The organism is Archangium gephyra (assembly GCF_049060025.1).
Lineage (GTDB): Bacteria > Myxococcota > Myxococcia > Myxococcales > Myxococcaceae > Archangium > Archangium gephyra_A.
The window spans coordinates 5,365,285-5,386,661 of sequence record NZ_JBMEQQ010000002.1; the positions used below are offsets into that span (position 1 = coordinate 5,365,285).

Sequence of the window (21,377 nt, forward strand, 5' to 3'; positions counted from 1 at the left end):
GAAGGGGGTGGCTCAGTCCTTCTTCGCGGGCTGCTGGGACATGGCCCGCAGCTCGGTGCGGCGGATCTTCCCGCTCACCGTCTTGGGCAGCTCCGGGACGAACTCGATGTCGCGCGGGTACTTGTACGGGGCCGTCGTCTTCTTCACGTACTCGCGCAGCTCCTCGGCGAGCGCCTCCGAGGCCTTGAAGCCCGGCGCCAGCACCACGTACGCCTTGATGCGCTGGCCGATGCGCTCGTCCGGGACGCCCACCACCGCGGACTCCGCCACCGCCGCGTGCTCCAGCAGGGCCGACTCCACCTCGAAGGGCCCCACCCGGTAGCCCGACGTCTTGATGACGTCGTCACTGCGGCCCACGAACCAGAAAGTAACCGTCCGCGTCCTTCACCGCCCGGTCTCCCGTCACGTACCAGTCGCCCCGGAAGGCCGCGAGGTTCGCCGAATCGTCGTTGAGGTAGCCGGTGAAGAGGCCCACCGGGGGCACGGGCTTCACCCGCACCGCGATGTCTCCCTCCTGGCCCGAGGGCACCTCGTTGCCCTCGCCGTCGATGATGGACACGTCGAAGCCCGGCGACGGCTTGCCCATCGAGCCCACCTTCGGCTCCAGCGCGGAGAACATCCCCACGATCATCACCGACTCCGTCTGCCCGTAGCCCTCGCGGATGTGCAGCCCCGTGGCCTGCTTCCACGTGTCGATGACCTCGGGGTTGAGCGGCTCGCCCGCGCTCAACGCGTGCCGCACCGAGGACAGGTCGTACTGCGACAGGTCCTGCAGCACGAGCGCCCGCCACGCCGTGGGCGGCGCGCAGAACGTCGTCACCCGCTGCCGCTCGAGCACCCGAAGAATCCGCGCCGCGTCGAAGCGCCCCCGGAAGTCGTACACCACGTTGCAGGCGCCCTGGCTCCACGGGCCGAACAGCTTGCCCCACGCGCACTTGGCCCAGCCCGTGTCCGACAGCGTCAGGTGCCGGTCCTCCGGCGTCAGGTCCAGCCAGTAGCGGCCCGTAATCTGGTGCCCCAGGCCATAGCTGGCCTGCGTGTGCTGCACCATCTTCGGCATGCCCGTGGTGCCCGAGGTGAAATAGATGAGCATCGGGTCATCCGCCCGCGTGCGCCCGAAACCGCCGCCATGCTGGCCCGTGCCCGCGGCGCCCGTCGTGTAGACCACCCAGGGCGAGGGCGCCTTGCCCACCGCCACCCACGTCTCCACGCGGCCCGTGCCCACCAGGCCCTCGAACCGGTCCAGGCAGCTCGCGTCCGCGATGACACCGTTGGCGTCCGCCGCCAGCAGCCGGTAGCGGATGTCCTTGGTGGTGAGCATGGGCGTGCCCGGCATGAAGACGATGCCCGCCCGGATGCAGCCCAGCACGAGGAACCACCACTCCGGAATCCGCGGCATCATCACGAAGACGCGGTCGCCCTTGTGCAGGCCCTGGCTGGCGAGGAACTGCGCCGCGTGCAGCGAGCGCTGCTTCACGTCCTTCCACGTGAAGAGCTGCGCGTGGCCCGCCTCGTCACTCCACTGCAGCGCCGGAGCGTCGGGACGCTCGGCTGCCCAGCGGTCGATGAAGTCCGTGGCGAAGTTGAAGTATTCGGGGCGCTCCCACTGGAAGGACCGGCGGGTCGCCTCGTAGTCGGTCATGTTGCGCGGTGAAGGTGTGGACATGACTCGCTCCTGGTGAAGAACCCCGCGAGCCTGCCACGGATATCCCGCCACTCACCCGCCATCCCCTCCCCCACCCGGGGGGAACCGTTCATGGGCTGGCAAACCCCGGCCCGAGGGCGCCAGAATGTCCCCCATGAATCCCATCGTCCACGCCGAGCTGTCCTGGTTGATGACCCAGCGCCTGGAGGCGCGGAGGGACCGGGTGCTCGTCGTCTGCGCGGGGCTGGCACCGGACCTGGATGGGCTGACGATTCTGGGCGGGGGCGAGCTCTACGCGCGCTACCACCACCTCATCTTCCACGGGTACGTGGGCGCGCTGTTGACGGCTGGGGTGTGCGCGGCGCTGGCCCGGCAGCGGCTCCAGGTGGGGCTGCTCGCCCTGCTGGCCTTCCACCTCCACCTGGTGTGTGACCTCGCGGGCAGCGGCCCGGGCTGGCCCATCTGGTACTTCTGGCCCACCAGCCTGCGCGAGTGGTTCTGGGACGGCCAGTGGGACCTGGCCTCCTGGCAGAACAGCCTCATCGGGCTGACGGCCACGCTGGTGTGCCTCGCCTGCGCGCTGCGCTACCGGCGCACCGCCGTGGAGCTGCTCTCCCCGCGCTGGGACGCCGAGGTGGTCCGCACCCTGCGGGCCCGCTTCCTCGGCGAGGGCAGGCCCGAGAGCCCGCCCGCGCCTAGGGCGTGAAGGGAAGCTCGACGGTGGCGATGGCGCCCTTTCCGGGCCCCTCGCTCTCCAGGGTCAGCCGTCCCCCCATGAGCCGGGCCGCCAGCGCGCTGGCATGCAGGCCGTAGCCGTAGCCCTCCTTGCGCGTGCTGAAGCCTTGCGTGAAGAGGCGCTCGCGGACGTCCTGCGTCAGGCCCTCGCCGTTGTCCACCACCTGGATGCGGACCCATCCGCCCTCCGCGGCCAGCCTCACCTCCATTCGCCGCTCGGCCTCGGGCAGGGGCTCCAGGGCACTGCGCGCGTTGCTGAGCAGGTTGAGGAGGATCTGCAGCACCCGGTGCTTGTCCACCTTCACCAGGGGCAGCACGGCGAGCTCCTTGGTGACCGGGACCGGAGACTGCCGCGAGGTCAACCGGTGGAGCCGCAGGGCTTCCTCCACCAGTCCGGTCAGGTCGCACTCGTCCGGCAGCAGCATGGACTTCGCGTAGGTCCGCTGTGTCTGGATGATGGTCCGCACCTTGTCCACGTGATCATCCAGGTCCTCCAGGCCCTGCCGCAGCACCTCCTGCTCCTGCAGCAGCTCGCCCGCGAGGCCGGAGAGGTAGCCCGGCAGGAGGCTGCCGCGCGGGTCCCGGGTGAGGAAGTCCGCCAGGTCCTCGTGCCGCGCATCCATCATCTCCACGACCTGCTTCACCCGGCCCACGCGTGAGGCCTGCACCGTCCTGCGCAGCAGGTCCGAGTCCACCACGACGCTGGTGAGGGCATTGCCGGCCTCGTGGAGGATGTTGGAGGCGATCTCCGCCATACCCACCACGCGCGCCGTCTCCATCAAGTGGGACTGCGCCTGCTTCAGCTCGCGCGTGCGCTCCTCCACGCGCCGCTCCAGCTCGTCATTGGACTGGCGCAGCGCCGTCTCGGCCCGCCGCACCTCCTCGTACAGGCGCGCGTTCTCCACCGAGATGGCGGCCTGGGAGGCGAGGTGCTTGAGCAGGGCGATGCGGCTGGGGGAGAAGGCCTCGGTGGCCAGGTCGTTCTCCAGGTACAGCACCCCGCCGAGCGTCTCCCCCCGGCCCAGGGGGAGGCACAGCAGACAGCGGGCCGTCGCCTGGGAGAAGTACGGATCGTTGGAGAAGGCGTGGGGCTGGGCGGTGTCATTGAGGAGGACGTACTCGCCCGAGCGCCGCACGTACGTCAGCAGGGTCCACGGCAGGCGCCGCGCGGGCTCCCCGGGAAGCGAGGCCCGGTCCGGGGTGGAGTCCACGAGGGCCTCCACCTCCAGCGTGTCCTGCCGCAGCAACAGCAGCGCGCCGCGCTGGGCTCCGGCGGTCTCCAGCGCCACGCGCATGAGGGTGTCCACCAGCCGCGCCAGGACGATCTCACTGGAGATGGCCTGCTGGGCCTTGACCACCGTGAGCGCATCCAGGTGGTTGCTGTCCGTGTCGTAGGTGGTGCTGGAGTCCTGGCGCTTCACGGAGGGCGAGGCCAGCACGGGCCACTGCTCATCCAGGTGCCGCGCCTTGCCCTCGGCGCCCCACTGCGCCCAGGCCTCGCGGGCCTCCCGGGCGAAGAGGAGGGCGGTGGTGGACATCCCCCGCTCCTTCCAGAAGCGCGCGGCCAGCTCACAGACCAGGGCCGCGTTCTGCTGGGAGCCCTGCTCGCGGGCGGACTGGAGCGCCTCCTCGTAGGCGCGGTGGGCCTGCTCCGCTTCGCCGTTCAGCCGCGCCAGCTCCGCGGAGACCAGCCGCTCGGCGGCGCGGAAGTTCTCCGGGCAGTTCCCGGCCCACTCCACGAGCTGCCGGTGGTGCTTCTCGATGGCCTCGAGGTACTCGCGCCGCCGCGCCGGCGAAGCGTCCCGGCAGCACGCCGCCAGGGTCAGCGCCTCGTACAGCACATAGAGGTAATGGTAGACCTGACCGAAGTTGGACCAGAGCAGCTCCTTGATGCTCTCCGCCACCTGGCGCGCCTGCTCATGGGCGCCGCACATGAAGCGCGACATCATCTTCACGATGCCGTAGCTGCACCGCAGCGGAATCAGACTCCCCACGGCCAGCCGCGCCTCGAACGCCTCCTCCTCGAAGCCGTCTCCATTCAAGGTGGAGAAGGAGCCGGAGAGGCCTTGGAGCTGCTCCACGTAACGCCGCACGACGAGCATCATCTGGGAGACGTCCCAGAAGCCCACCTTGGAGGCGAAGTCGTAGCCCGCCAGGGCCTCCTGCCCCACCTCCACCAGGTCGCGGCCCATGGCGAGGGGAATGAAGGTGCTCTGGTTGAAGCAGAGGGCGGCATTGCGGAAGTCCCCCGCCAGGACCGACTGCTGGAAGGCCCTGCGGATGAACTCCCGCGAAGAGGAGTACGGGTTGGACCACACCCCGTTGATGGCCCGGGCGTGGAGCGCCTCGCCCTGGTAGGGGGAGAGGCCCTGGCGCTCGGCGAGCTGGCACGCGAAGTCGCTGATGGCCAGTCCCTCGCGGTACCGCTTGAAGACGGTGCTGCTCAGGAACCCGAACCACGCATACGCGTGCGCGGAGGCATCCACCGTCCCATGACGGAGGGTGAGGCTCACCATCCGGCACAGGTGGAGGGCGTGCAGGTTCCTCCGGCAGAAGAAGGCGGGCGAGAACAGGGCCGCGAGGACGCTCAGCGCCGCCTGCATGTCCGGGTCCGTCACGGCCGGCTGCGAGAGGAGGCTCTCGAGGGGACGCGCATGCAGCAGGGACCACGCCTCCTCGTGGGCGGCCACCACCTCCTCCCAGGAGGGCTCCAGCGGCAGGGGCATGCCGAACTTCTCCAGGCACTCCAGCAGGCAGGCGACGGCACCCTCCGCATCACTGGAGGAGACGAGCAGATCGCTCTTGAAGCGATAGGCCTCCGCCATCTCCGCGCGCGTGCGGGCCCGGGGAAGCAGCTCCTCCACCCACCGGCGCGCCTCGGCGGTGTTGCCGCTCATCACCTCGCTGCTCGCCTGGGCCATGCGCAGCTTGAAGGCCAGGGAGCCCTCCGCGGCCCAGGGGTCTCCGGGCAGCAGGGAGAAGGCCGTGTTGAAGCAGGCCACGGCCGAGCGGTGCGCATGCGAGGCCTTGGCCCTCCAGCCCGCTTCGGCATTGAGGTGCGCCAGTTGGGAGCGCTCCGCCTCCTCCCGCATCAACGCCACCCCCGCGTTGAGGTGGCCCACCACCTCGAAGAGGCGCTCGCGCAGCTCGTCCGGCGAGAGCCGCGCCAACAGCAGGCGGCCCACGCGCAGGTGGACGGCCTCGCGCTCCCGCTCGGGGATGAGGGTATAGGACGCCTGCTGGATGCGATCGTGTGAGAAGCGGTACCGCTCGCCTCCCCCCGCACCAGCAGCTCCTCCCGGAGCGCGGGCTCCAGGCCCTGCTCCACCTGGGAGACGTCCTGGTGGGAGAGGAGGGCCAGCTTGCGCACGGAGAAGGTATTGCCCACGCACGCCGCCAGACTGAGGAGCTGCCGCGTCTCCTCCGGCAACTGCCGCAGCCGGCCCACCATGAAGTCGACGACGTTGTCCGAGTACCCCCGGGCCCGGACCCCCTCGGCGTCCCAGCGCCAGCCGCCCTCCGGGGCCCGCACCACCAGGCCGTCCTGGTGGAGCGCCTGCACCCACTGGAGGAGGAAGAAGGGGTTGCCTCCCGTCTTCTCCTGGACGAGCGACGCCAGGGGCACCACCAGCTCCTCGCTGGCCCCGGGAAAGGCATCGGCCACCAGCCGCCGCGTCTGCTCCGGCGTCAGGGGGCCCAGGTGGATGTCCCCCATCCTCGCCCCCTCCTCGCGCACCTGCGCCAGGGTCCGCACCAGCGGGTGTGAGGGGCTCACCTCGTTGTCCCGGTAGGCGCCAATCAGCAGCACGGGCGGCGTATCCGGGTGCGTGGTGATGTACCGGAGCAGCTCGAGGCTGGCGAAGTCCGCCCACTGGAGGTCATCCAGGAAGAGGACGAGGGGACGCTCGGAGGTGGCGAAGACGCCGAGGAAGCGCTGGAAGACGCGGTTGAAGCGGTTGCGCGCCTCGACGGGGGGCAGCTCGGGGAGGGCGGGCTGCGCGCCGGCGATCCGCTCGAGCTGGGGCACCAGGTCCACCAGCACCTGGCCGTTGCCCTCCCAGGCCTCCAGCAGCCGTTGGCGCCAGCCGGCCACCTCCTCGTCGCTGCCGGCCAGCAGTTGCTGCACCAGCTCCTGGATGGCCCGCGCCAGGGTGGAGTACGGGACGTCGTGCTGGAGCTGGTCGAACTTGCCGCTGAGGAAGAAGCCGCGCCGCCGCAGCACGGGGCGGTGCAGCTCGCGGACCACGGCGGACTTGCCGATGCCGGCGTAACCCCGCACGAGCACCCACTCGGTGCGCCCCGTGCGCGCCACCCGCTCGAAGGCCTTGAGCAGGGTGTCCACCTCCGCCTCGCGGCCATACAGCCGCTGGGGGAGCTGAAAGCGGGCGGGGACGTCCCGGCTGCCCAGGGGGAAGGTCTCCAGCGAGCCGTGCCGCGAGGCCTCCTGGCACCGCTCCAGATCCGCCCGCAGCCCCTCGGCACTCTGGTAGCGCTCCTCGGCCACCTTGGCCAGCAGCTTCATCACCACCGCCGAGAGCGCGGGGGGAATGGACGGCACCACCTGGTGCGGAGGCACGGGGGCCTGGGCCAGATGGGCGTGGAACCACTCGAGCACGTCGTGCCCGCGGAAGGGCAGCCGCCCCGTCAGCACCTCGTAGAAGGAGATGCCCAGCGAGTAGAAGTCCGTGCGGTAGTCCACCGCGCGATTCATCCGCCCCGACTGCTCCGGGGACATATAGGCCGGAGTGCCCTCGGCGAGCGGCTGCTGGAGGACGGCCTCCACGTGCTCCACCCGCTGCAGGGTGGCGATGCCGAAGTCGATGAGCCAGGCCGTGCCCGAGGGGGAGACGAGCACGTTGGCGGGCTTGATGTCCTTGTGGATGACGCCGCGCCGGTGGACTTCCGCGAGGGTGGCCGTCAGGGAGAGGGCCCACGTGAGGAAGCGGGACGGCTCGAGCGGAGGGCCCACCAGCTCCGAGAGGGCCTTGCCCCCCACGTCCTCCAGCACGAGGACGGGCCGCTCCTGGAGCACCTCGTGCGTGTGGGCGGTGAGCACACCGGGAGCGCCCTTCAGGTGCATCAGGAGGTCGTACTCGCGCTGGTAGCGGGCGCGCTCGCGGGGGCCGGGGTGCCAGGAGCGAGGCGTCTTCACGATGACGGGCAGCCCGTCGGCCTCACGCACCGCGCGGTAGAGGACGTTGGCCCCCGTCTCCTGGAAGAGGCCCTGGAGCGTGTACCCGGGCAGGAGGAAGGACGTGATGCTCATGACGTGAGGCCCTGCTCTTCTCTGGGACGGCGAGCCATGGGGTACCCTACCACCTCCGAAACGCACGACGGCATGGCTCGGACCACGCCCCAAGTGCAACGGCCACGCGCTCACCGTCTTCCTTCACCGCCTCCTCGACCGTCGGGCAAGCCTGGCCGGTCAGCGGGCGTGGCCGATGCGGCCGCTCCGCGGGGGAGGGGGCGCACTCCGGGGCACACACTCCCGCGTTGCAGATCCTTCCCGGGTCTGTTCCCATCGGGGCCTCACCCATGGTGGTCGAGCCGCTGTGCGGGCGGCGCCCAGCCCAGGACGCCCGAGATGCTGAACATCCCAGGTTACACGCCGCGAGGAGTCGTCAAGTCCACTGGCATGAACCTGCTGTTCCACGCCGTGCGTGACGCGGACGGGCTTCCGCTCATCCTCAAGACGCCGGTGGCCACCTCTCCGGGCCCCCGCGAGCGCGAGCGCTACCGGCGCGAGTTCGGCATCCTCCAACGGCTCCGGGACGTGCGCGGCGTCACCCGGGCCATTGCCTGCGAGCAGTTCCAGGACCGCCCGGTGCTGCTGCTGGAGGAGATCGAGGGCATTCCCCTGTCCTCGCTCACCGGCAAGCCCTTCGACGTGCTCCGCGTCCTGGAGCAGGCCATCTCCCTGGCCTCGGCCCTCGCGGAGATCCACCGCCGGGGCATCATCCACAAGGACATCAAGCCGGCCAACATCATCCTCACGCCCTCGGGAGAGACGCACCTCATCGACTTCGGCATCGCCAGCCTCCAGCTCGTCGAGCACGTGGACGCGGTGCAGGCCTCCCTCATCGAAGGGACGCTGGCGTACATGTCCCCGGAGCAGACCGGGCGCATGAACCGCTCGGTGGACTACCGCACCGACCTCTACTCCCTGGGGATTACCCTCTACGAGCTGCTGACGGGCAGCCGCCCCTTCCAGGGGCTCGACGCGCTCGAGTGGTTCCATGCCCACATGGCGCTGGCGCCGCAGCCCCCGCTCGAGCGGGAGAAGGAGCTGCCGCCCGTCCTGTCCGCCATCGTCCTGAAGCTGCTGGCCAAGGTGGCCGAGGAGCGCTACCAGAGCGCGGAGGGGCTGAAGGTGGACCTGGAGCGGTGCCGCGACGGCCTGCTCCGGGGCGAGAAGGAGGACTTCCCGCTCGGCGTCCACGATGTGCCCACCCGCTTCCAGCTCCCGCAGCGGCGCTACGGGCGCGACACGCAGGCCACCGCCCTGCTGCAGAGCTTCGAGCGCGTCGCCCGGCATGGCCGGCCGGAGCTTCGTCCTGGTGCACGGCTACTCCGGCATCGGCAAGTCCTCGGTGGTGCACGAGCTGCACAAGCCGGTGGTGCGCCAGCGCGGCTTCTTCCTCAGCGGCAAGTTCGACCAGTTCCAGCAGGACATCCCCTACTCCACCCTGGCCCAGGCCCTCCGCGGGCTGACGCAGCAGCTCCTCTCGGGGACGGACGAGGAGCTGACGCGCTGGCGCGAGCAGTTGCACGACACCCTGGAGGGCCATGGCCAGGTCCTCGTGGACGTGGTGCCGCAATGGGAGCTCATCCTCGGCAAGCAGCCGTCCGTCCAGGAGCTGCCGCCCGTCGAGGCGCAGCACCGCTTCAACCGCGTGTTCCGCAGGCTCCTGGGCGTGTTCGCCACGCCCGAGCATCCGCTCGTCCTGTTCCTGGATGACCTGCAGTGGGCCGATCTGGCCAGCCTCCAGCTCCTCCAACACCTGCTCACCCACCCGGAGGCACCGCCGGTGCTGCTCCTCGGAGCCTACCGGGACAACGAGGTGGGCCCCACCCATCCGCTCGCGCTGGCGCTGGAGGCGGTGCGCAAGGCCAACGCGCGGATGACGGACCTCCCGCTCGAGCCGCTCGCGCTGGAGGACGTGCGGCGGCTGGTGGCCGACACGCTCCCCGGCGCGGGGGAGGAGCTCATCGGACCGCTCGCGGCCCTGGCCCGGGAGAAGACGGGCGGCAACCCCTTCTTCCTGCTGCAATTCCTGCTCACGCTCAACCAGGACGGCCTGTTGGTGCGCACGGCCGAGGGCACCTGGCGTTGGGACGCCGAGGGAGTCCGGGCGAAGGGCTACTCCGACAACGTCGTGGACTTCATGGTGGGCAAGCTGCGCCAGCTCCCCCATGGCACCCAGCACCTGCTGCGGCTGGCCGCCTGCGTGGGCAACAGCTTCTCCCCGCGCATCCTGCTCGTCATCTCCCACATGGCGGAGACGGCCGAAGTGGAGAAGGGCCTGGAGCCCGCGCTCCAGGAGGGCCTGCTGATGTGCGTGGGCCCCGAGCAGTACCGCTTCCTGCATGACCGCATCCAGCAGGCGGCCCATGCCCTCATCCCCGAGGACCAGCGCAAGGCCGTCCACCTGCACATCGGCCGCCTGCTGCTGGCGAGCCTGTCGCCCGAGGAGGTGCACGAGAAGCTCTTCGACGTGGTGGGCCAGCTCAACGCCGGCGCGGAGCTGATCGATGAGCCCGCGGAGCGCCACCGCGTGGCCCGCCTCAACGCCGAGGCCGGAGCGAGGGCCAAGGCCTCGACCGCCTTCCGCTCGGCCGTCGTCTATCTGGCCACGGCCTTCCACCTGCTCCCCGGAGATCCCTGGGAGAGCGCGCCCACGCTGGCCTTCAAGCTGCGGCGCGACCAGGCGAGCTGCGAGCTGCATGAGCGGCAACACCGCCGAGGCCCGCCGCCTGCTGGAGGAACTCCTGCCCCGGGCGCGCACCCCCGCGGACCTGGCGGCCGTCTACCGCTTGAAGAGCGGCATCCACCTCGCCGCCGGCGAAATCCACGCCGCCACCACCTGCCTCGTGGAGTGTCTGGCCCGGATGGGCATGCCCATCCCACCGCACCCCTCCTGGGAGGAGGTGGTCGCCGCCAACGAGGAGGTCCAGGCCCTGCTGGGCGAGCGCCCCATCCCGAGCCTCATCCACCTGCCGAGGATGACGGACCGGGACCTGGAGGCGGTGATCAGCGTCCTCTCCACCCTCTCCGCGCCCGCGTCCTTCTTCGACCGCAACCTGTTCGTCCTCCACCTGTGCCGGATGGTCTCCCTCATCCTCCGCCACGGAGTGACCGAGGCGGCCGCCTATGGCCTGGGCTGGTACGGCGCGGTGCTGGGCACCACCTTCAAGCGGTACCAGGAGGGCCATGCCTTCGGCCTGCTGGCCTGCGCGCTCGTCGAGCGCTACGACCTGACGGCCTTCCGCAGCCGGATCATCTACCTCATGGCGATGATCACCTACTGGACCCAGCCGCTCTCCGGGACGCTGGAGCCCCTGCGCAAGGGCTTCCAGCTCGCGCTGCAGGGCAGTGAGTTCCAGGCCGCCTGCTATTGCTGCATCAACATCGTCACGGACCGCCTCGCCGTGGGGCATCCGCTGGAGGAGGTCTACCAGGAATCCGTCGCGCGGCTCACCTTCGTCCGCAAGGCGGGCTTCCAGGATGCGCAACACATCCTCCACCACCTCCAGCGGTACGTGCAGCACCTGCGCGGGTTCTCGCGCGCGTTCGGCTCGCTGAGCGGGGAGGACTTCGACGAGGACACCTTCGAAGCCGGGCTGTCACCGGACCGCATGAGCACCATGCGGTGCTTCTATTGGATCCTCAAGATGCGCTCGCGCTTCATGAGCGGGGCCTACGCGGAGGCGCGCGAGGCGGGTGAACGGGCGGCCGGTCTCACCTGGGCCTCGAGCATTCAAATCCAGCTCCTGGACTTCCACCTCTACCGCGCCCTGACCCTGGCCGCCTGCTTCGGCGAGCTGAGCACCGGGGAGCAGCAGCAGGCCCTGGAGACCCTGCGGGGGGCTCAGCAACAACTGGCCGAGTGGGCCGGCAACGTCCCCTCGACCTTCCGCGCGCCAGAGCGCATGGTGTTCGCGGAGCTGGCCCGCCTCACGGGCCGCGACAAGGAAGCCCTGCGCGCCTACGAGGAGGCCGTCCAGTCCGCCCGAGAGCATGGCTTCATCCAGAACGCCGCCCTGGCCAACGAGCTCGCGGCCTGCTTCTGGCGCGAGCAGCGGATGCCCACCATCGCCGAGGCCTACGCGCACAAGGCCCGGGAGGCGTACCTGCTCTGGGGCGCCCACGGGAAGGTGCGGCACCTGGACGCCGAATGGCCGTCCCTGGCCTCCGCCGCGCCCGCCGAGACGGCCACCACGGACACGAACTCGACGCAGCAGCTCGACGCGCTCACGGTGGTGAAGGCCCAGCAGGCCATCTCCGGGGAGATCGTCCTGGAGCGGCTGGCGGCCACGCTGCTGCGGGTGGCCATCGAGAACGCGGGCGCCCAGCGCGGTGCCCTGTTGCTGCCCCACGGCAACACGCTCTCGGTGGTGGCCCACTCGGGCACCGTGCCCGAGGGCGCCCCGGCCGGCCCGGACGAGACGCCCCTGCCGTGGACGCTCCTCTCCTACGTCAAGCGCACGCGGGAGCACGTGCTCATCGGCGATGCCTCCCAGCCCCACCCCTTCTCGTCGGATGCCTGGCTGGAGCGCGGGAAGGCCCGCTCCCTGCTCTGCCTGCCCCTGCTGCGCCAGGAGGAGTTCCGCGGGATGCTCTACCTGGAGAACAGCCTCACCACCAACGCCTTCACGCCCGCGCGCCTCTCCCTGCTGGGACAGCTCGCCTCGCAGGCCGCCATCTCCATCGAGAACGCGCGGCTGTACGCCGACGTGCAGCGCGCCGAGACGGCCCTGCGCCGCGCCAACGACGAGCTGGAGCGGCGGGTGGACGAGCGGACGCGGGAGCTGCGGCAGGCCCAGGCGCAACTGGTGGAGACGGCGCGGGCGGCGGGCATGGCCAAGGTGGCCACCAACGTGCTCCACAACGTCGGCAACGTGCTGACCAGCGCCATCGTCAACGTGCAGGTGATGAACCAGACGGTGGGCACCTCGCGCCTGGGGCGGTTGAAGCTGGTCGCCGACATGCTCGAGGATCACCGGCGGGAGCTGGCGGACTTCCTCACCCGGGATCCGCGCGGCTCCCAGCTCCCGGACTACCTCTCCGCGCTCTCCGAGGAGCTGCACCAGGAGCAGGCGGTGCTGAAGGAGGGCCTGGAGGCGACGACCCAGCACGTCGAGCACATCCGGGCCATCGTCAAGGTGCAGCAGACCTATGCCGGGGACACGCTCGTCACCGAGGAGTGCGATCTGCCCCTGGTCGTCGAGGAAGCGCTGAGCATCCAGATGCCCGCGCTCAAGAGCCACGGCGTCAACGTCGTCCGGGAGCTCTCCACGCTCTCCAGGACGAAGTTGGACAAGCACAAGGTGCTGCAGATCCTCATCAACCTCATCACCAACGCCAAGAACGCCATGGCCGTGCTGCCCCCGGGCCAGCGCCACCTGTACGTGCGGCTCGACGCGCGGCAGGACGTGGCGCGCATCCAGGTGGTGGACAACGGCATGGGCATCGCGCCCGAGGTGCGCGAGCGGCTCTTCCGCCAGGGATTCACCACGCGCGAGGACGGGCATGGCCTGGGCCTGCACTCGAGCGCGCTGGCCGCCCAGAAGCTGGGCGGGCGCCTCACGCTGGAGAGCGAGGGGCCGGGCAAGGGTGCCACGGCCACGCTGGAGTTGCCGCTGATGTAGCCGCTCCGCTCAGCCGAGCACGAGCGGCAGCGACTTGTAGCCGAGGCTCACCGGGGCGAACCCCTGCCGCACCGCGGCGCCCTCCCCGCGCCCGAGCGCCGGGAACCTGTCCAGGAACGCATTGAGCGTGATGCGGGCCTCGAGCCGGGCCAGCGGAGCACCCAGGCAGAAGTGGGTCCCCAGCCCGAAGCCCAGGTGCTGCGGGTTCGTCGGGCGCTCCGGCCGGAACGAGTCCGGATCCTCGAAGACGGAAGGATCCCGGTTGGCCGCGCCATAGACGATGTCGACGATCTCCCCCGCGCCGATCTCCACGTCGCCGATCTTCACCGGCCGGGTCGTGACCCGGGGGAAGCGCTGCACCGGGCTCTCGTAGCGCAGCACCTCCTCGATGATGGGCTCGACCAGGGAGCGATCCTCGCGGGCCCGGCGCCAGAGCTCGGGGCGGTCCGCGAGCAGGGCCATCATGTTGCCGATCAGGTTGGTGGTCGTCTCGTTGCCCGCGACGAGCAACACCGCGGCGAAGCTGCGGATCTCCGCATCGGTGAGGGCCGTGCCGTCGACCTCGGCCTCCACGAGCGCGGAGATGAGATCCTCGGCGGGCTGCGCGCGGCGCGCGGCGATGATCTGGGCCAGGTAGCCCATCATCTCCTGCATCTTGCGCCCACGCTCCTCCGCGGACATGCCGACGTAGGCGACCACGGCCTCCGACCAGAGCTTGAAGGACGGATAGTCCGCGTCCGGGACGCCCAGCATCCCGGCGATGACCCGCATCGGCAGGGGGACGGCGTAGGCCGCCATGAGTTCCACGGGGCCTCTGCCCGCGGTGTCGAGCAGCTCGTTGGCGATGCGACCAATCCACTCGGAGAGCGAGGCGATGCGCTGCGGGCTGAACGCCTTGCTCACGAGCCGCCGCATCCGGGTGTGGTGCGGCGGGTCATCGTGGAGGAGCGCGAACTTGGGCATCGTCTTGAACACCGCCGGCGACTGCGAGGAGAACGTGGCGGGGTCGCGGATGGCGGCGAGGACATCGGCGTGACGGAGCAGCGCCCAGGCGTAGAGCGGCTCGGTCCGGCCCGTGAGGGGCCCCGCGGGGAGCCTCAGGTAGCGCACCGGGGGGCCCTGGAAGGCCCGATAGGCGGGGTAGGGGTTGGAGATTCCCTCGGGAGTACTGAGCACGTCAGGCGAGAGCGGAGCGGACATGCGGGTCATCTGACCGCATGGGGTTCCATCGCCGCAAGGCCCCGGAGAAGTCCTAGCAGGGACCTTGGCCGTTGAAGCCTCCTGGACTCGGAGTGGGCTTGTACACTCGAAGGCAAGCCCACACTCCCCCAAGCCAAGCGCAGGCTGCTGCCTGGAGAGCGAAGAGCGGTGGCTTGAAGGGAATCAACAGATAATGGCGAATCAGTTCGCGGCCTATTGAAATACTGCCGGAAACAAGTCCCGCAACATATCTGCTGAGCCCTGCACCTCCTCCAAGGTTGTCTCCAGCCACTCAGCAGCCGTATCCCAGGAAACGATGCCCTCCTGCGCTGCTCGCACCGCCAATGCGCTGAAGCGCCCTGCCCGCGAAGGCCGTATGTGCCGAATGGGATGATAGTCGACAGTGAAAGCCTCTCGACCCTCCCATTCATGTGGTGGTTGCCTGCGATTGGACACCAGTTGCTCAAGAGGGACCACACGATCAAGCCCGTTCCACAACTGATAGCGGGCTACCGTGAAGCTCACTCCGAACTCATCCATGATGGTGCCCACAGGGTCCTCGACATTTGACCTATAGCGGGCCACCACTTCGGACTGCGGAACCAGAAACTCCGCAGCAAATGAGTTCGCTCGCTGCTCTACTGCATCCGGCAGCATTTCGGAGGGCGCCTCGAGGTCCTCATACTCATCGACTCGGAGAGAATTGAGACGGTTGGGCGGATCGAAGAGTAGATGTCCCAGTTCGTGAGCAATTGTGTTCCGCCTCACGTAGACGTGTCGGTTCCTGCCGCTCAGATTGACTACGATGGCACGGCGATCTCCTACCTCGACCGTCACCCCCGCGATCGACTCACCAAGCTCGGACTGAATGACTGGGAGCCCAAGGCGCTCCTCTGCAAGTTCGCGGAGGGAACTGAGCGGAGCATTACCCAATCCCAGGGAGCGCCTTGCCTCCACCGCGAGCAGGTAGCCCCATCTGTAGGCAGGATACCCCGGCGTCCCATAGTTGGGGCTGTACTCAATGCCAATGGGTGCAGGCCTGAGTCTCAATGATTCTTCAATCCGGATTTGAGTCATGGCGACCCACGCAGCCTCGGAAATTGCCGAGACCGCCGCGTGCGTCATCATTCCCTGATTCTCGCGACCCAGAGTCCGAAGGCGGACAGCCACCCGTTCGTTACCGGCGGGCTCGGGCAGCACTGAGATGAACCGTTCATCCAGACCCATCGCTCGAGCGATTCTTTCGCACTCCCGAATCGATACTCGCCTCGACTGTTCCGCAGCCTCGACGACACTCACGTCGACTTTGGCACGCGCTGCCACACGCCCGGGGGTCAACGCCAACTGCTCTCTACGGTCGTGAAGCACACGCCCCAGCGCGTCCCGAGAGGCTGCCAGCAACGCAGAGCCTTCCAGCACAGCTTCAGCAAGCCTCTCGAACCCGTACGCCTCCAACGCTTCGTACGCGGTCAGGCGCCGTCCTCGGGCTCCAGTGGAGTACTCGGCCAACTGGTCGATGCTTCTCACAAAAGTGCGCGATGAGTGTCGCGCCCGCTCCACTGGCGTATCTCCAGGCCCTTGCCCAAAAACGGAGTCAAGCAGCCTTGGTTCGATCGAGTTCACGGTCGTAAGATCCTCGCGGGCTTGTTGACGTCCTCATCCCAGCCAAAACTGACCACTTCGAATCCCCTGCCCCGGAACACGGAAACTGCATCTACAAGTTGCTGCGGCGTCTGCGGGCCATAGCGCCCGGATGCCCCGTTCACATATAGAAGCCGCTCATCGGCAGGATCGATCCACAGTTCTCCCCCACAAGAAGCCGGCGAGCCTCCAGTGAGATTCGTGTGCTTAGCGACACCTGAAGCCAATGCCGGGCTTGCCATGGGAGCAGCCTCCAAGATGTACGGAACCTCCGTCTCGCGGAAAACCCAGAGATGCCGCCCGTAGCGCACATCAGGGTTCAGTCGGGGTGAGGCCGGTGTCGTCGTCTCTGCAGGAGGGGATACGAGCTGGCGCACGCCCTCTGGCTCGGTCAGCAGCCGAAGCTCCGACGCGTTATCCGCTGCTCTCCTCGGCGGGTGAGCCGGGTACTTGGCGCAGAACTCCTCCAGGTTCATAGCAGCAATGTAGCGCACGGCGCGACTTACCGGGGAAGCAGCTTGAGGTCAGGCGGCGAGATGGTCAACCCCTAGAAGGAAAAGGGCTACAAGCCCATCCATGGGGTCGCAACAGGCTTGGTCCAAGAAGGAGATGCCTAGGACTTCACACAACACCACCAAGCCCAATGAAGCCTCTGCTTCATCAGAAGTGGGGGAGTTGGCGCGTACCGGTCCCCAATCCGTCCTAGCTGCCAAGCCTCTGTCGCTCCACTGCCTGAGCAACATTCGCCAAGGACGGCGCCGTTGCCGAGCATGGACGCAGCCCCGCTCCTATCACCCGTGGCCGCATCCCTGCAGAAACGTTCCTTGGGCACGGCTCTCCTGACCATGGGCGGACGTCGTCCCGTAGGCCCGCAACGGCTCGTCGAGCGCGGTGTTCAGCGCGATCTCCACGTGGAGGGCGGACGCGATGTTCCTGGTGGTGTTCTGGAGCGCGTCGCTCCAGGCCACCCTGGACACGCCCGGGTCGAGGCGGCCCTGCGTCCCATTCAGGACGCACCGCTGCCAGTGCTTTCTGTCGCCCCGGGGGTACACGCGTCACGACACGTCCACGCCTGGCGGAGGCGTGCAGGTGCTCGGCGCTCGGGCCAGAGCCCCGCCGTGCACCCTCCCGCCTCACCTGTTGCGCCCGAGGCGGGGGGCCGGACCCGCGCGCGAGCACGGGCCTTCCGGCAGCACTCCCGGTCACGGCGAGTCGTGGTGGCTTCTCCGGGTTCGAATGACGGCTCACCGCTTCAGGCGAGCGTCTCCCCGGCGTTCCCAGGCGCGCGAGGAGGTGCGGAGGGGAGGTGCCGCCCATCAGCGGGCGCTCCACGTCCAACGGCTCGGTGGATTGGATCCACCTGCCTCGGACAACGCCCTGCAGCCGCGGCGCGCTCACGCTGACTGCCTGGCGGATGGCCTTCACCGGCTTTGAACCGGCGGCCAACCACCGCGCCATTCCCTCGGGCGCGGTCACCCGTGTCCGCGCCATGGCGGACCCGGCACCGGGTGGGAGTCCCTTCTTCACCCGCGGGGACTCGTAGATCCGGGCCTGCCTCGGAGGCTGTGCCTCCTGGCCCGTCGGAGACCGTTGAAGCCCGGTCTCCCCTGCTGCCGGGGTGTCCGCGCGGCTGACCGCGAGGCCCCCGATGAGCGTTCCTCGTACCCGGGCGGAACGCTGTGCTGGCTCCGGCTCCCACTCACGCACCGAGGCCTGGTGCGGGAGAGCCGTGCCCTGTCCGGACTTCCCGGCGGTGCCGTGCCGGTGCCGGTCCCACTCCTCCAACCGGAGGGTGAGGGAATCAATGGAATCGTTCAACTGGCCGCACCCGGAGGCCGACACGGCGAGCAACAGCGCCACCAGCAGGACACTCGTCCCGCCGGGCCGCTCCACTGCCCTCGCTCTGTCGGCCACGCCTCTCATGCGCCTCGTCCGGTGCTACTCGATGACCAGCAAATCCGGACATGTGTTACCGCGACTGTCGGGAAGCGCAATTCTTCGGCCGGTGGAGCCACCGTGCCTCGCGCGTGGTAGCTACCCTCCGACTCAACCCGCTACATCCCTGGAGGACACCCGCATGGACATCAAGGCAGCGGTCGCATTCGAACCCGGCAAGCCCCTGCGCATCGAGACAGTGCACCTCGAAGGCCCCAAGGCCGGCGAGGTCCTCATCGAGCTGAAGGCCACGGGCATCTGCCATACCGACGCGTATACGCTCTCGGGCAAGGACCCCGAGGGCATCTTCCCCAGCATCCTCGGCCACGAGGGCGCGGGCGTGGTGGTGGACGTGGGCCCCGGCGTCACCTCGCTCAAGAAGGGTGACCACGTCATCCCGCTCTACACGCCCGAGTGCCGCCAGTGTAAGTCCTGCCTGTCGCAGAAGACGAACCTCTGTACCGCCATCCGCGCCACCCAGGGCAAGGGCCTCATGCCCGATGGCACCAGCCGCTTCCGGATCGGCAAGGACCCCGTCCACCACTACATGGGCACGTCCACCTTCGCGACGCACACGGTGCTCCCGGAGATCGCCGTGGCGAAGATTCGCGAGGACGCCCCCTTCGACAAGGTCTGCTACATCGGCTGCGGAGTGACCACGGGCATCGGCGCCGTCATCTACACCGCCAAGGTGGAGGCGGGCGCCCGCGTGGTCGTCTTCGGCCTGGGCGGCATCGGCCTCAACGTGGTGCAGGCCTGCCGCATGGTGGGCGCGGACCAGATTGTCGGCGTGGACCTCAACCCCGCCCGGCGCGAGATGGCCGAGAAGTTCGGCATGACCCACTTCGTCAACCCGAAGGAGGTGGGCGCGGACCTGGTGCCCTACCTCGTCAACCTCACCGGCGGCGGCGCCGACTACAGCTTCGAGTGCATCGGCAACGTGCAGACCATGCGGCAGGCGCTCGAGTGCTGCCACCGCGGCTGGGGCGAGAGCATCATCATCGGCGTGGCCGCGGCCGGACAGGAGATCAGCACCCGTCCCTTCCAGCTCGTCACCGGGCGCGTGTGGAAGGGCAGTGCCTTCGGCGGCGCCCGCGGCCGCACCGACGTGCCCCGCATCGTCGACTGGTACATGGACGGGAAGATTGAGATCGACCCGCTCATCACCCACACCCTGCCCCTGGAGCGCATCAACGAGGGCTTCGACCTGATGCACCGGGGTGAGTCCATCCGCGCCGTGGTGACGTACTGATGGACACGGCACTCCGGCTCGCCTCCGAGCACCGCTGCTTCGGAGGCACCGTCTCCTACTACCGCCACGACTCGGCGGTGTGTGGCGGCGAGATGCGCTTCTCCGTCTACGTGCCCCCGCAGGCGCAGGCGGGCAAGGTGCCCGTGCTCTACTTCCTCTCGGGCCTCACCTGCACGGAGGAGACCTTCCAGATCAAGGCCGGTGCACAGCGGCTCGCCGCCGAGCTGGGGCTGATGCTCGTGGTCCCCGACACCAGCCCGCGCGACACCGGCATTCCCAACGAGAGCGCCGACTGGGAGGTGGGCACCGCCGCCGGCTTCTACGTGGACGCGACCCAGGCGCCCTGGGCCTCGCGCTTCCGCATGTTCAGCTACGTCACCGGCGAGCTGCCCGGCCTCATCGGGAAGAACTTCCCCGCCCGCATGGACCGCGAGGGCATCTTCGGCCACTCCATGGGAGGACATGGCGCCCTCGTCTGCGCCCTGCGCCAGCCCGGCCGCTACCGCTCCGTCTCGGCCTTCGCGCCCATCTGCGCGCCCATGCGCGTCCCCTGGGGGCAGAAGGCCTTCCGCACCTACTTCGGAGCCGACACCGAGGCCTGGAAGGAGTGGGACACCACCGAGCTCATCCGCTCCGCGCGCACGCGCCTTCCGCCCCTCCTCGTGGACCAGGGCACGCGCGACAAGTTCCTCGTGGATCAGCTCAAACCCGAGCTCCTCCGGGAGGCCTGCGACCAGGCGGGGCAGCCCCTGACGCTCCGTTCCCAAGACGGGTACGACCACGGCTACTACTTCGTCTCGACCTTCCTCGCGGACCACCTCCGCCACCACGCTGCGGCCCTAACCGCCTGAAATCGTGGGGGCACGTGCTTCCTCGCCGGACGGGCTTCCGGCGAGGGGCCCGTGTGGCGGGAGGCAGTACGAGAAGGCCAGGGGGCTCCTGCTTCGGGGAGGGCTGACAGGGAGGCACGCCGGGAAGTGGGAAGGCGGTCCGTTTGTCCGTGGGCACTCAAACGGAACGAAAGGACCGAGCTTGAAGCGTTTGCTGAGACTTGCCCCCTTCGCGCTGCTGCTGCCCACCCTGGCGACCGCCTCCACCGTGTGGAGGGGAGATTTCGAGACCGGCAACCTCTCGCAGTGGGATCGCGTGCAGACTGTCTCCTCGAGCCGCCTGCTGGTGGTCAGCTCGCCGGTGCGAGAGGGCCGCTACGCGCTGAAGACCACCGTCCGCCAGGGCGATGATCCCATCAACGCGAGCGGCAACCGCAACGAGCTGCTCTACGTGGACCGTGAGCCCGCCGGCTCCGAGTTCTTCTACAAGTGGAGCACCCTCTTCCCGAAGAGCTTCCCACGCTCGTCGAAGTGGCAGATCTTCACCCAGTGGCACCACGACGGGAACAGTGGCTCGCCGCCGCTCGAGTTCTACGTGGTGGATGATCAGCTCCGCCTGCGCGTGGGCGGAAGCACCGGGAAGATCGTCTGGCGCTCCCCGCTCCAGCGTGAGCAGTGGAACGACTTCGTCCTGCACGTGAAGTGGTCGCCGGATCCGAAGGTCGGCTTCGTCGAGCTGTACCACAACGGCAAGGTCGTCCTGCCCCTGATGAAGGTGGCCACGCAGTACTCGGGCCAGCGCAACTACCTCAAGATGGGCCTCTACCGCGACGCGTCCATCGCCCCCGAGGGCGTGGTCTTCCACGACGGCTTCGTCCAGGCCACCCGCCTCGAGGACGTGATGCCCCCGCCCGTCGTCGCCACCCCGGAGCCCGCGCCGGCTCCGGCTCCGGCCCCGGCTCCCGAGGGCACGCCGGACGATGGCGCCTCCGGTGAGGGAGATCCGCCTCCCGAGCTGGAGGGGCCCATCGCCCAGGTGCCTGGCTCGGACTCCGTCCCGGGCACGGGCGGCATCATCCCCGAGGACGCGACGCTCGCCACCGCGGGGATGCCTCCCGCGAGTTGCGGTGCCTCCTCGACGGGTGGCATGCCCCTGCTCGTCGCCGCGGGGCTGGCGCTGGCCACGCTGCTCAGCCGGCGCAAGGCCGCCGCGCCCGCCCAAGCTCGCCGATCGCGGCGTCGCTAGGTACCCAGGTGGGGTGTCCCCGCC

Annotated in this window: 8 protein-coding genes and 3 pseudogenes; 6 read left to right on the forward strand and 5 right to left on the reverse strand. The window is 69.2% G+C overall.

Annotated features, from left to right (window positions below; translation table 11 throughout):
- Positions 1-12: 12 nt before the first annotated feature.
- Positions 13-1,666 (reverse strand): annotated as a pseudogene (locus ACN28I_RS23315) (acyl-CoA synthetase).
- Positions 1,667-1,799: 133 nt separating this feature from the next.
- Here ACN28I_RS23315 and ACN28I_RS23320 point away from each other — a divergent pair.
- Complete coding sequence (locus ACN28I_RS23320) at positions 1,800-2,351, forward strand: metal-dependent hydrolase (RefSeq protein WP_420944158.1); 552 nt, start codon at positions 1,800-1,802, stop codon at positions 2,349-2,351.
- Here ACN28I_RS23320 and ACN28I_RS23325 read toward each other — a convergent pair.
- Positions 2,341-7,646 (reverse strand): annotated as a pseudogene (locus ACN28I_RS23325) (trifunctional serine/threonine-protein kinase/ATP-binding protein/sensor histidine kinase). The gene ACN28I_RS23320 and the pseudogene ACN28I_RS23325 sit on opposite strands and share 11 nt — an antisense overlap.
- Positions 7,647-7,964: 318 nt before the next feature.
- Here ACN28I_RS23325 and ACN28I_RS23330 point away from each other — a divergent pair.
- Positions 7,965-13,249 (forward strand): annotated as a pseudogene (locus ACN28I_RS23330) (trifunctional serine/threonine-protein kinase/ATP-binding protein/sensor histidine kinase).
- Positions 13,250-13,258: 9 nt separating this feature from the next.
- On the opposite strand, the gene ACN28I_RS23335 reads toward ACN28I_RS23330, so the two are convergent.
- From ACN28I_RS23335 to ACN28I_RS23345, 3 genes are all read right to left on the reverse strand, one after another.
- On the reverse strand, positions 13,259-14,449 hold the full coding sequence (locus ACN28I_RS23335) for a cytochrome P450 (RefSeq protein ID WP_420944159.1): 1,191 nt from the start codon (positions 14,447-14,449) through the stop codon (positions 13,259-13,261).
- Between the two features lie 213 nt (positions 14,450-14,662).
- Complete coding sequence (locus ACN28I_RS23340) at positions 14,663-16,072, reverse strand: ImmA/IrrE family metallo-endopeptidase (RefSeq protein ID WP_420944160.1); 1,410 nt, start codon at positions 16,070-16,072, stop codon at positions 14,663-14,665.
- Between the two features lie 809 nt (positions 16,073-16,881).
- Positions 16,882-17,067 carry a hypothetical protein gene (locus ACN28I_RS23345; protein WP_420944161.1) on the reverse strand — a complete coding sequence of 62 codons (186 nt, stop codon included), beginning with the start codon at positions 17,065-17,067 and terminating at the stop codon, positions 16,882-16,884.
- Positions 17,068-17,396: 329 nt separating this feature from the next.
- On the opposite strand from ACN28I_RS23345, the gene ACN28I_RS23350 reads away from it, so the two are divergent.
- The 4 genes from ACN28I_RS23350 to ACN28I_RS23365 all read left to right on the forward strand — a co-directional run bounded on the left by ACN28I_RS23350 (position 17,397) and on the right by ACN28I_RS23365 (position 21,353).
- Positions 17,397-17,633, forward strand: coding sequence for a hypothetical protein (locus tag ACN28I_RS23350; protein WP_420944162.1), 237 nt, complete (start codon positions 17,397-17,399; stop codon positions 17,631-17,633).
- A gap of 534 nt (positions 17,634-18,167) precedes the next feature.
- The gene (locus ACN28I_RS23355) at positions 18,168-19,277 is read left to right on the forward strand and encodes an S-(hydroxymethyl)glutathione dehydrogenase/class III alcohol dehydrogenase (protein ID WP_420944163.1); all 1,110 of its coding nucleotides are present in this window, start codon (positions 18,168-18,170) and stop codon (positions 19,275-19,277) included.
- A complete protein-coding gene (gene fghA / locus ACN28I_RS23360) occupies positions 19,277-20,128 on the forward strand; it encodes an S-formylglutathione hydrolase (RefSeq protein WP_420944164.1) in 852 nt (283 codons plus the stop codon). The genes ACN28I_RS23355 and fghA overlap by 1 nt, the downstream gene beginning before the upstream one ends.
- Positions 20,129-20,309: 181 nt before the next feature.
- The gene (locus ACN28I_RS23365) at positions 20,310-21,353 is read left to right on the forward strand and encodes a polysaccharide lyase (RefSeq protein ID WP_420944165.1); all 1,044 of its coding nucleotides are present in this window, start codon (positions 20,310-20,312) and stop codon (positions 21,351-21,353) included.
- The last annotated feature ends 24 nt before the right edge of the window (positions 21,354-21,377 follow it).

What these genes read in the sequence shown, in the direction of transcription:
- ACN28I_RS23320 (WP_420944158.1), top strand. Translation starts at nt 1,800, where the DNA reads ATGAATCCCATCGTCCACGCCGAGCTGTCCTGGTTGATGACCCAGCGC.
- fghA (WP_420944164.1), top strand. Translation starts at nt 19,277, where the DNA reads ATGGACACGGCACTCCGGCTCGCCTCCGAGCACCGCTGCTTCGGAGGC.
- ACN28I_RS23335 (WP_420944159.1), bottom strand. Translation starts at nt 14,449, where the DNA reads ATGTCCGCTCCGCTCTCGCCTGACGTGCTCAGTACTCCCGAGGGAATC.
- ACN28I_RS23355 (WP_420944163.1), top strand. Translation starts at nt 18,168, where the DNA reads ATGGACATCAAGGCAGCGGTCGCATTCGAACCCGGCAAGCCCCTGCGC.